This is a genomic window from Streptomyces sp. NPDC103540 (assembly GCF_055584445.1).
The window spans coordinates 183,169-194,432 of record NZ_JBVJMA010000006.1 but is presented as its reverse complement, the minus strand read 5'-3'; the positions used below and the strand labels follow the sequence as shown (position 1 = coordinate 194,432).

Below are 11,264 nucleotides of genomic sequence, written 5' to 3'. Positions count from 1 at the left end.
CGCCTCCGGAGCCGCGCCTCAGCGCAGGTCGGCCCGGTCGGGGGCGTCCTCCAGGAAGCCGCCCGACTGGTGCTGCCACAGCTTCGCGTAGGCGCCCTCCGCCGCGAGCAGCTCCTGGTGCGTGCCCTGTTCGACGATCCGGCCGCGGTCGAGGACGACGAGCCGGTCCATGCCGGCGACGGTGCTCAGGCGGTGGGCGACGACGAGCGCCGTCCGCCCCTCCATGAGCCGCCACAGCGCGTCCTGCACGAGGATCTCGCTCTCGGAGTCGAGGGCGCTGGTGGCCTCGTCGAGGAGCAGGATGGGCGCGTCGCGCAGGATCGCGCGGGCGAGGGCCACCCGTTGGCGTTGCCCGCCGGACAGCTTCACCCCGCGCTCGCCGACCATGGTGTCGAAGCCCTCGGGCAGGGCGTCGGCGAACTCCGTGACGTGCGCGGCCTCGGCCGCGGCGCGGATCTCGGCCTCGGTCGCGTCCGGTCGGGCGAAGGCGATGTTCTCCCGCAGCGTGCGGTGGAACATCGCCGGGTCCTGGGGCACGTAGGCGATCAGGCCGCGCAGGTCGGCCTGGGACAGCCGGCTGATGTCCTGGCCCCCGATGAGGATCCGGCCCGCGTCGATGTCCGTCATCCGCAGCAGCAGCCGGGTCAGGGTGGTCTTGCCGCCTCCGGACCGTCCGACGAGCCCGATCTTCGACCCCCCGGCCACGGCCAGGTCGAGGCCCTCGAAGAGCGGTTCGGCGCCGCCGTGGGTGAAGTCCACCTTCTCGAAGCGCACGTCGGCGCCCTCGGAGAGGAGGGGTTCGGGGCAGGGCGGGTCGAGCACGGTCGCCGGCTTCAGCAGGAGTTCGGTGAACTGCGCGGCCTCCGTCATCGAGCTCTCCAGCCGGCGGTAGATCTGGTTGAACTCGAACATGATCCGGGTGGCGTTGGAGTAGTAGGTGAAGGCGACGACGACGGCCTCCACGCCGTGCCCTCCCCCGGCGAGGGTGACGGCGAGGAGCAGGCCGAGCGCGTTGGTCAGTACGGACATCGGGGCGACGATGGTGTCGATGCGCAGGTTGCCGTAGTCCCACGAGCGGAGCGTGAGCCGGCGCGACTCGGCGACCCGCCTGCGGTGTTCGGCGGCCTCGCGGTCCTCGGCGCCGAACGCCCGGACCGTGTCCATGTTCATCAGGCTGTCGGCGACGTGGCCGGACACGCGGGCGATGGCCTCCTCCCGCTCGTCCACGAGGGCCTGCCGACGGCGGATCAGGGGCCGTACGAGCAGGGCCGCGAAGGCGATCATCGCCAGGAGCCCGACGACGAGGAGGGGTTCGTACTGCCAGAGCACCACCGACCCGAACAGCAGGGGCACGAACTTGCCCACGACCGAGAAGGTGAGGGTGTCCATGAACTCCTCGAAGCGGGAGGCGAAGCTCAGGACCCGCTTGGTGAGCGATCCGGCGAAGTTGTCGTGGAAGAACGCGGCGTCCCTCGCGAAGAGTTCGTCCATGCCGATGACGTACAGCCGCTCGATGCCGAGGGCGTCGACGCGGTTCAGACAGTGGAGGCCGGCGCGCCACAGCGCCTCGGCGCACAGGAGGACGACGGCGAAGCCGATGACGTAGGGGAGCATCGCCGCGACGTCGACGCCGGCCCCGGAGCCCGCGTCGTCGGCGATGCGGCCGACGAGTTTGGCGATGACCAGCGGGGCCACGTAGTCGATGCCGATGTTGCCGAGCGCCGGGAGCAGCATCGCGGGCACGGTCAGCCATCGAAGGCGCGCCAACTCCCGTCCGTAGTAGCGAAGTGCGAGGACCACCGAACCTTTGTTCGGCGTGATTTTGCGCGATTGAGGCGTACCCATCCCAACCCTGCTTTGTCGGACCGATCGGAGAGGGTCCGCAGTGTCCCGCGCGGCACCGGGCAGCGTCCAAGCGTTTTCGGCGCTATCCGGTGAGCGTCGCGGGGGTCGGGCCGTCTGGGCGCACGGTGATGCCGTACGCCGCCTCCGTCGGGACGGAGCGGAACCTCGGGGTGTGGGCCGGCAGCAGGTGCTCCAGCAGGACCGTCGACTCGACCATCGCGAACCGCAGGCCCAGGCAGGCCCGGGGGCCGAGGCCGAACGGCAGGTAGGCGCCGGGGTGGGCGGGGCGGCGGCCGGGGGTGGTGAACCGTGCCGGGTCGAAGCGCTCCGGGTCCTCCCACAGGTCCGGGTCCCGGTGGGTGAGGTAGGGGCAGACCAGTACGTCGGTGCCGGCCTCGACGACGTACCCGGCGAGGAGGTCGTCCCGCGCCGCGCTGCGCGGCAGTATCCAGGCGGAGGGGTAGAAGCGCAGCGTCTCGTGGACGAGCCCCTGGAGGGCGTTGCGCCGTTCGGGTGAGCCGTGCGCGCCCGCCGCGAGGGCCCGCGCACGGGCCTCGGGGTTGCGGTCCAGGAGGAGGTGGAGCCACGTCAGGGTGCCGGCGGTGGTCTCGTGGCCGGCGACGAGCAGGGTGACGAGTTCGTCGCGGATCAGCCCGTCGGTGTACTCGGGACGGGTGTCCGCCGCCTCCAGCAGGACGTGCAGCAGCCCCGGACCGTCGGGACCTGCCCCGCCGGCGCGGGCGGCGTCGATGGCGAGGGCCGCGACGGCGTCGATCCTGGCGAGCTCGTCGGCGACGGCCCCCCGGGCCCGTACCCCGTCGACCGGCAGGCTGGGCAGCGCGGCCACCACGGCGGCCACGGCGGCCAGTTCGCGTTCGGTACCGGTGTCCAGGGGGTGCCCGGTCAGGGAGCGCCAGATGGTGTCCAGGGCGAAGCGGCGCATCTCGTCGCCGACGTCGAAGACCTCCCCGGTGCGGGCGTACGCGTCCCAGCGCACGGCGGCAGTCCGCGCGGCCCCGGCGATCCGCCTCTCCCAGCGGCGCATGCCCGGCCCGGTGAACCGGCCCTGCAACAGGCGCCGTTGTCGCTGCCACGCGTCGCCGGTGGCGGCCAGGACGCCGTCGCCGATCAGCAGGCGCGCCCGGTGGGAGCGCTTCACGTAGCGGTCGGGATGCAGGGCGAGCACGTGCCTCACGGCCGAGGGGTCGGTGACCAGGACCGTCGGGCGCGGCCCGAGGCGCACGGCGGCGACCCCGCCGATCTCCTCCCGCGCCCGGGCGAACAGGTCGACGAGTTCACCGCCCCGCTCCCGCCACCGCCCGACCTCCGCGGGATCGAGCTCGGGGATCCGGCGACCGGCCGGGGACGGACGGGCGTGCGTGGTCACGGATCTGCTCCTGTTCGACGGTGGTACGTCGGCACGGACCGGGCGGGACATCACGCACTGTAGGGGGTCGCGCGCACGCGGCGACACCCCGCCCGCCACGGACGTCCGCCCGCCCCGCCCCGACGGGCGCCGCACGCGACCCGGTCGGGCGCCGGGCGGGCGCCGGGCGAACCGGGGCGGTCGGTGCGTGGCCCGGGTGGACAGGCGGGTCACGGTGCCCGGCCCGGCGCCCGGCTCACCGCGTCGTGGCAGGTGACCCCGCCCGCGAACGCCGCCCCCGCGCCCCCGTGGGAATGCACCGCGGAGGGCGGCGCCCTCACCGCGGCGGGCCCCGTCCGCTGTCCCACGACGGGCACGGTCGCGACGCCACCTCCCCCGCCCACCCGCGACTCCTACCTCTGCGGGTCGAGGACGCCGAGCACCGCTCGACCTTCGACCACACCTCCTGGGCCCCGGCCCGGGTCACCGTGTCCTGAGGCGGACGCCGCGCGAAAGCGGTCGGGGCCGTACCGGATCCCTCCGGTACGGCCCCGACACGCGAACGCGGCCCGCGCACGCGACCCGACTCGGCTCGCCCCGACCCGACTCGACCCGGCTCGGCTCGAACTCAGACCAGCTCGGGCTGCTGCTCCCGGCGCTGGCCCGGCAGCCGGACGGGCACGGGCGTGCGCTCCCAGGCCCGGGTGGTGCGGACGTATCCGTAGATCACCGCGACCATCGACAGGACGACCAGCGGCCCGAAGAGCCACGGGTGCGCGGCCATCTGGGTCGACAGGTAGCGGTACGCCAGCAGGAGCGCGACGAACACGGCCGCGCCGGAGGCGACCAGGACGGTCGCCGAGCGGTCCCAGCCGCGCGCGAGCGCGCGCAGCCCCGCCTCGATGGTGAGCGTGAACACGACGCCGGCGACGATGTCCGCGCCGTAGTGGTAGCCGAAGCCCAGCGTCGCGCCGAGCGTGGCGATCAGCCAGAACGTGCCGGCCCAGCGCAGGGCGCGGGGGCCCTTGCGGGAGTGGATGAAGATCACGGTGGCCCACGCGGTGTGCAGGCTGGGCATGCAGTTGCGCGGGGTGAACCCGTCGAAGGGCATCGGGAGGGGTACGCCGAGCGGCGGCGGCGTGTTCGGCCACAGGTCGGCGAGCGCCCACTGGCCGCCGTCGGCGCCGTAGGCGAAGATCGGCCCGACCACCGGGAAGATCATGTAGATGCCCGGCCCGAGCAGCCCGATGACCAGGAACGTGCGCACGAGGTGGTGGCTCGGGAAGCGCCGCTCGGCCGCCACGTTGCGCAGCTGGTAGAGCGCGACGATGACGGCCATCACGGCGAGCTGGATGTAGACGAACTCCAGGACGCGGAAGCCGACCACGCCGGTGGCCTCGACGATCCGCCCCGCCACCCACGACGGGTTGCCCAGGGCGTGGTCGGCGGTCGCCACGTACTGGTCGAGCACCATCGGGCGGGTCTTCGAGGTGATCAGCAGCCAGGTGTAGCCGGTCTTGCGGCCGGTCACGAGCAGCAGGGCCAGGCCGACGCCCTGGAGGAGCAGGGCGCGCTCGCGGCCGGTGCGGCGCGTGAGGGCGATGACCCCGCAGGCCAGGGTCACCAGCAGGGCGCCGTTGCCGTACATCATCTCGGCGCCGACCAGCCACCGCACGAGCCAGAAGACGAGGTCGATGCCGATGGCGGCGCCGATCGCGATGAACCGCTGTCTCCAGGTGAGCACGACCATCATCAACGCCATGGCCGCGTAGAGCACCGTCCCCGACTGGGGTGCGAAGATCACCTCTCGCGCCTGGGCGGCGATCGGTCCGCGCGTGCCGTAGCCGCGCGCGGCGATCTCCAGCCCGATGAGGAACCCGAGGGTCACCACGCTCGCCGCGGTCCACAACACGACGCGCGGGCGCCGCCACGCGGCGGTCCCGGTTCCACCGTCTCTGCGCGAAAGGGTTCGCGATGCTTTAGATATCAATTTTCAGCCGATTTGCCAGACGTTAACGTGGTCGTTGTTCGCTCGGACATGCTACGCGGGGCGGCGGTGCCGCTGCCGGCGGCGGTGGTCCGCGACGTGCGCCACATCGGGGGGCGGGACGGGATACACGAAAGGCCGCCCTCTCACGGATGAGAGAACGGCCTCCGACCTGCGTCAGCAGAGTCGGGACGACAGGATTTGAACCTGCGACCCCTTGACCCCCAGTCAAGTGCGCTACCAAGCTGCGCCACGTCCCGATGCGCGCTGACCTGGGGTTTCCCCTGGCCGGACGCGCAGAAGAACGATACCGCACTTCCGGGGGTGTTCGCGCGCACCTTTCCCGAACGGCCGGATCCGACGCCGGATCCGACGGATCCGGCGGACCGGACGGACGACGCTTGACCTCAACCGCGCTTGAGGTCACATGGTGGTTGCATGACACAGGCAACCACGGACGCCGGGTACCGCCACCAGGATCTGGGGCGACTGATCGCCCTCATGACGGGAGCCGAGAAGCACGGCCCCGCCGCCACCTCCACCCTCGACGTGCTGTGGGTGCTCTACGACCGCGTGCTGCGGGTCGACCCGCGCGCCCCCGAGGACCCCGGCCGGGACCGCTTCCTGCTGTCCAAGGGGCACGGGCCGATGGCCTACTACGCCGTACTCGCCGCCAAGGGGTTCTTCCCCGTCGACTGGCTCCCCGGCTTCGGCTCCTACGACTCCCCCCTCGGCCACCACCCCGACCGCACCCTGATCCCCGGCGTGGAGATCGGCAGCGGCTCGCTCGGGCACGGGCTGCCGCTGGCGGTCGGCAGCGCCCTCGGGCTGCGCGCCCGGGGCGAGGACGGGGCCGCGGTCTGGACGCTGATCGGCGACGCGGAGCTCGACGAGGGCAGCAACCACGAGGCCCTGGCCTACGCCGGCTCCGCGGGGCTGGAGAACCTGCACACCGTGGTGATCGACAACGACTCCGCCACCCACGGCTGGCGGGGCGGGATCGCCTCCCGCTTCGAGGCCGCCGGCTGGTCGGCGGTCACGGTCGACGGGCGCGACCACGCGGCGCTGTACGCCGCCTTCACCGCACCCCACCCGGGCCGGCCGCACGCGGTCGTCGCCCGGGTCGAGAAGAAGTTCTGAAGGACCCGGACAGGGTCGAAGGGTCAGGGAGGGAAACCATCATGGACACCATGCGGGAACGGTTCGTCTCGGTCACCTCGGGGGTGCTCGACGAGGACCCCCGGCTCGCGCTGGTACTGGCGGAGATCACCATGGACGGGTTCCGCCCCGCCCAGGAGCGCCACCCGGACCGGGTGATCAACGTCGGCATCCGCGAGCAGCTGCTCATCGGCGTCGGCGGCGGCCTGGCGCTCACCGGGCTGCGGCCGATCGTGCACACCTTCGCCGCCTTCCTGGTGGAGCGGCCGTTCGAGCAGATCAAGCTGGACTTCGGACACCAGGACACGGGCGGGGTCCTGGTGAGCGCCGGCGCCAGCCACGACTGGCCCGCCGGCGGGTACACCCACATGGCGCCGGGCGACGTGGCCCTGCTGGACACCCTCGACGGCTGGACGGTCCACGTGCCGGGCCACCCGGACGAGGCCGAGGAGCTGCTGCGGCACGCCTACGCCGCCGGGGACGACAAGGTCTACGTCCGGCTCTCCCAGCAGTCGAACAGCGCGCCGCGCCCGCTCGGCGACCTGCGCTTCCAGACCGTCCGCGAGGGCGGCGCGGGCGTCGTGCTCGCCGTCGGCCCGCTGCTCGACGACGTCCTGGCCGCGACCGAGGGCCTCGACGTCACGGTGCTCTACGCCGCCACCGTGCGCCCCTTCGACGACGCGGCCCTGCGCGCCGCCGCGGCGCGCGCCGGCGCGGAGGTGGTACTGGTCGAGCCCTACCTCGCCGGCACCTCCGCGCGGCAGGCCGGCGAGGCCCTCCTCGACGTCCCGCACCGGATTCTGGGCCTGGGCGTCGGCAGGGCGGAGCTGCGCCGCTACGGCACCATCGAGGAGCACACCGCCGCCCACGGCCTGGACCCGGCCTCGCTGCGCGGCCGGATCACGGCCTTCCTGCCGAACGCCGCCCGCTGAACGCCGCCCGCCCGGGCGGGGGACGGCCCCGTCCCCCACCCGGCCGCGGACTCCGTCAGGGGCGCCGGTCCTCGCGCGCGTGGAAGAGCGCCACCAGCTCCGACGCCAACTCCTTGACCGTCGCCAGGCCGGCCGTGCCCCAGCGCCGGGGCACCACGTCCACCGCGCACACCGTGCCCAGGACGATCCCGCGCCGGTCGGTCAGGGGAGCGCCCAGGTAGGAGCGCACCCCGCTCTCGTCCACGACGGCGTTGCCCGCGAAGCGCGCGAAGTCCCGTACGTCCTCCAGCACCAGCGCGCTGCGCCGCACCGCCACGTGCGGGCAGTAGCCGTGGTCGCGGGCCAGGACCCGCGCCGGGTAGGCGCTCGCCGGGGCCTCTCGGGCGTGGTGCAGGCCCGCGAAGAACTGTCGTTCCCCGCCGACGAAGTTGACGCCCGCGTACGGGGCGTCGAGCCGCCGCGCGACCCGTGCCGCGAAGGCGTCCAGCTCGGGGTCGGGGCGTTCCCCCAGGCCCAGTTCGCGCAGGCGGACGGCGCGCGCCGGCGCCTCCCGGTCCACCGGGGTCAACAACAGGTGGCCGGTCGATTCGTAGCGGTTCATGGCGGTTCCCCCGGATCCGTGTGGGTGGGTCGGCCGGTGGGGCCGGCCGCGGTGAGCAGGTGGTGGACGAGGGCGGCCAGGGTGGCCGTCCCGGAGCCGGTCAGCCGCGCGTCGCACCGTACGACGGGCACCCGCGGGTCGAGGCCCACCGCCTCCCGGACCTCCTCGGCCGTGTAGCGGTGGGCTTCGTCGAACTCGTTGACGGCGACGAGGAAGCCGATGCCGCGCCGCTCGAAGAAGTCCACGGCGGGGAAGCAGTCGGCGAGCCTTCGGGTGTCGGCGAGGACGACCGCGCCGAGCGCGCCCGCGCACAGTTCCTCCCAGAGGAACCAGAACCGGTGTTGACCGGGCGTGCCGAACAGGTACAGCACGTGGCGCTCGTCGAGGGTGATGCGGCCGAAGTCCAGCGCGACGGTCGTCGTCGTCTTCGTCTCCACCCCCTCCAGCCGGTCGGCCGTCGCGCTCATGCCGCTGAGGAGTTCCTCCGTGCAGAGCGGCTCGATCTCGCTGACCGCCCCCACGAAGGTGGTCTTGCCCGCGCCGAACCCGCCCGCGACCAGGATCTTCAAGGTCGCGGGGAGGCCCGGGGCGGGCTCACAGCCGGCGGCGTAGGCCATCGAGCACCGCCCTCAGCAGGCTCTGGTCGTCGGCGGCGAAGGATCCGCCGCCCGGGAAGCGCGGCGCCCGCACCATGACGGCCCCGTACTCCATCAGGTCGGACAGCAACACCTTCACCACCACCGCCGGCAGCCGGAGCTGCCCGGCCAGCTCGGCCACGGTGACGGCGGCCGTGCCCGCGCACAGCCGCAGCGCGAGGGTGTGTTCGGCCCCCAGCGGGACGCGCGGGCGCACCCCCGTCGCGGTGACGAGGGAGAGCAGGTCGAGGGCGACGGCCGAACGGGTCCGCCCGCCGCACGCGGTGTACGGGCGCACGACCCGGCCCGCCGAATCGTCCAGCCACGGCGGGTCGAGCGCCGCCCGGGTGCCGTGGACCCCCCGCGCCCGGGCCCTCATCGCTCCGCTTCGACGGCGGGGGAGGCGACGGGCACGGGGCGGCGCGGCGGGGCCGCCAGGAACGGTCGCACGCTCTTGACCAGCATGCCCATCTCGTAGCCGAGGACGCCCGCGTCGGCCTCCCGGTCGGCCAGGACCGCGAGGCAGGTACCGGATCCGGCCGCGGAGACGAAGACGAGGGCGGTGTCGAGTTCCACGACCACCTGGCGGACCTCCGAGCCGTCCCCGAAGCGCGCTCCGGCGCTGCGCCCCAGCGAGTACAGGCCGGAGGCCAGGGCGGCCATGTGGTCGGCGCTGTCGGCGTCGAGCCCGTGGACGCAGGTGACGAGCCCGTCGGCGGTCAGCAGCACCGCGCTGCGCGTGTACGGCACGCGTTGGACGAGTCCGCCCAACAGCCAGTCGAGGTCCGAGAGGCTGCCGGTCTTCGTCGCGGTCTCACCGGTCATGGGGATGTGCTCCTTGCTGGGTGGGGGTCCGGGCGGGGGCCCGGTTCACGCGTGGGGGTCCGACTCGGCCCGGCCGAAGCCGCGTTGGAAGGCCGCCATCAGGCCGGGGTCGTGCGGGGCGGGCTCCGGGTCGGCGGCCGGGCGGGGGGCGGGGGTCTCGCGCAGTTGGGGGGCGAGGTGCTGCTGGGCGCGCCGGCGGGGCAGGAGGGGGCGGTCCCCGTCCTCGTCGTCGCCGATCGGGCCGTCGCCGCCGTCCACGCGGGCCATGGGCACCGTGGGGGTCGGGTGGCGGTCCGTCGGGGTGGCGGGCCCTTCGGGGGCGGCGGACCGGCGCGGTCCGCCGGGCGCGACGGGGCCGGTGGGGCCGGTGGGCGTCGTGGGCCAGGAGGCGGGCGCGGGGACCCGTACGGGCTCCAGCGGCGGGAGTCCCACGCCCTGGCCGGTGCCCCACGAGGTGGTCCGCGCGCCGCCCCGCACGTCGGAGGCGGTCGGCGCCTGCGCGCCCAGCAGGCCCTGGGGCAGGACGAGCACGGCGACGACCCCGCCGTAGATGTTGGACTTCAGCTCCACCTTGACGCCGTGCCGGCGGGCGAGCGCCGCGACCACGAAGAGCCCGATCCGGCCGTCGGCCAGCAGGTGCCCCACGCTCACCTGGTCGGGGTCCCCGAGCAGGGCGTTCATCCGGTGCTGTTCCTCGGGCGGCATGCCCAGGCCGCGGTCCTCGACCTCGACGGCGATGCCGGCGGTGACCCGTTCCGCGCGGACCACCACATCGGTGTCGGGGGCGGAGAACACCGTGGCGTTCTCGACGAGTTCGGCCAGCAGGTGCACCACGTCGGCGACGGCGTGTCCGCGGACCGTGCCGCCCGCCGGGGGCACCACCTTGACCCGGGTGTACTGCTCGACCTCGGCGACGGAGGAGCGCAGCACCTCGCTCAGGTCGATCGGGCGGGTCCACTGGCGGCGCGAGGCGCCGCCGCCCAGCACGGCGAGGTTCTCGGCGTGCCGGCGGATCCGGGTGGCGAGGTGGTCGACGTGGAAGAGCTCCTTCAGCAGGTCGGGATCCTCGACCGTGTCCTCCAGCTCGTCGAGGAGCGAGATCTCCCTCTGCACGAGGGACTGAAGGCGGCGCGCCAGGTTGACGAAGACCTCCACCTTCCGGTCGCTGTCGCTGGGCGCGGGCGCGACGGCGAGCCGGACCAGGGTCTCGTGGGCCTGTTCGCGGGCGCCGCGCAACTCCTGGGCCAGCAGCCGGAACTCGTCGCCTCCACCGCCGCCCCCGCCCCCTTCGCCGGACGGGCCGGCCGGGCCCTGGGCGCCGCGCGCGGGACGGGACGGGGCCTCCCCGCGTTCCAGCGCCTCGGCGGCGGTCCGCAGCTCCTGGCGACCGCGCACGCTGGAGCGGCGCAGCGCCTCGCAGCGGTCCCGGACGGTCTTGGCGCCGCGCTGCGCCCCGAGCAGGGCGGCGGCGAGGGCCCCGAGGACCAGCAGGGCGCAGCCGGTGAGGACGGGCCACAGGCGGGCGTCGCGTTCCCCGGCGCCGCCGCCGAGCTGGAGGGTGAAGATCACGGCGGCGGCGCCGCTGAGCCCGGCGGCGAGCGTGGGCAGGACGGCGGCGCGGACCAGCTGGGGCCGTATCCGCCGGTCGGGACCGGTGGCGGCGTGTCTCGACGGTGCGTGGCGTGCGGCGCGGAGTCCGGACATCGGGGTCCTCGGTACGTGGGGCCCGGCCCCCAGCGTTCCCGGGGCCCGGTGTTGATCACCGGATACCCACGCTAGACCGCACGCTCCCGCCCCGGACGCCCAGTTGGGGAACTTGGGCGGCCTGCTTCCCGCTCCCGACGGAGCGCTCGTACGACAGCCCGAATGCGCCGGGAGCGCGTACGCCCCCGCCCTTCACGGGCGTACGCCGCCC

10 protein-coding genes and 1 tRNA gene are annotated in these 11,264 nt (G+C 74.3%); 2 read left to right on the top strand and 9 right to left on the bottom strand.

Annotated features, from left to right (window positions below):
* Positions 1-18: 18 nt before the first annotated feature.
* The 4 genes from ACZ6ZI_RS16670 to ACZ6ZI_RS16655 all read right to left on the bottom strand — a co-directional run bounded on the left by ACZ6ZI_RS16670 (position 19) and on the right by ACZ6ZI_RS16655 (position 5,458).
* On the bottom strand, positions 19-1,845 hold the full coding sequence (locus tag ACZ6ZI_RS16670) for an ABC transporter ATP-binding protein (RefSeq protein ID WP_469521014.1): 1,827 nt from the start codon (positions 1,843-1,845) through the stop codon (positions 19-21).
* Positions 1,846-1,927: 82 nt separating this feature from the next.
* Positions 1,928-3,232, bottom strand: coding sequence for a cytochrome P450 (locus ACZ6ZI_RS16665; RefSeq protein ID WP_469521011.1), 1,305 nt, complete (start codon positions 3,230-3,232; stop codon positions 1,928-1,930).
* A gap of 607 nt (positions 3,233-3,839) precedes the next feature.
* On the bottom strand, positions 3,840-5,201 hold the full coding sequence (locus ACZ6ZI_RS16660; protein WP_469521009.1) for a phosphatase PAP2 family protein: 1,362 nt from the start codon (positions 5,199-5,201) through the stop codon (positions 3,840-3,842).
* Positions 5,202-5,384: 183 nt separating this feature from the next.
* Positions 5,385-5,458, bottom strand: a tRNA-Pro gene (locus ACZ6ZI_RS16655).
* A 178-nt stretch (positions 5,459-5,636) separates the two neighbouring features.
* Here ACZ6ZI_RS16655 and ACZ6ZI_RS16650 point away from each other — a divergent pair.
* Entirely contained in the window at positions 5,637-6,338 is a 702-nt protein-coding gene (locus tag ACZ6ZI_RS16650; RefSeq protein WP_469521006.1) for a transketolase, read from the top strand.
* A gap of 41 nt (positions 6,339-6,379) precedes the next feature.
* A complete protein-coding gene (locus ACZ6ZI_RS16645) occupies positions 6,380-7,288 on the top strand; it encodes a transketolase family protein (RefSeq protein WP_469521002.1) in 909 nt (302 codons plus the stop codon).
* Between the two features lie 55 nt (positions 7,289-7,343).
* Here the strand turns inward: ACZ6ZI_RS16645 and ACZ6ZI_RS16640 are convergent, their stop codons facing one another.
* From ACZ6ZI_RS16640 to ACZ6ZI_RS16620, 5 genes are read right to left on the bottom strand one after another with little or no spacing between them, the layout of a single operon-like run.
* Positions 7,344-7,889 (bottom strand): GAF domain-containing protein, encoded by a 546-nt coding sequence (locus ACZ6ZI_RS16640; RefSeq protein ID WP_469521000.1) that lies wholly within the window; start codon positions 7,887-7,889, stop codon positions 7,344-7,346.
* Complete coding sequence (locus ACZ6ZI_RS16635; RefSeq protein ID WP_469520997.1) at positions 7,886-8,506, bottom strand: GTP-binding protein; 621 nt, start codon at positions 8,504-8,506, stop codon at positions 7,886-7,888. The genes ACZ6ZI_RS16640 and ACZ6ZI_RS16635 overlap by 4 nt, the downstream gene beginning before the upstream one ends.
* On the bottom strand, positions 8,484-8,903 hold the full coding sequence (locus tag ACZ6ZI_RS16630; RefSeq protein ID WP_469520994.1) for a DUF742 domain-containing protein: 420 nt from the start codon (positions 8,901-8,903) through the stop codon (positions 8,484-8,486). Before ACZ6ZI_RS16630 ends, ACZ6ZI_RS16635 begins: the two co-directional genes overlap by 23 nt.
* A complete protein-coding gene (locus tag ACZ6ZI_RS16625; RefSeq protein ID WP_469520992.1) occupies positions 8,900-9,349 on the bottom strand; it encodes a roadblock/LC7 domain-containing protein in 450 nt (149 codons plus the stop codon). The genes ACZ6ZI_RS16630 and ACZ6ZI_RS16625 overlap by 4 nt, the downstream gene beginning before the upstream one ends.
* A 45-nt stretch (positions 9,350-9,394) precedes the next feature.
* Complete coding sequence (locus ACZ6ZI_RS16620) at positions 9,395-11,053, bottom strand: sensor histidine kinase (protein ID WP_469520989.1); 1,659 nt, start codon at positions 11,051-11,053, stop codon at positions 9,395-9,397.
* Positions 11,054-11,264 lie beyond the last annotated feature (211 nt).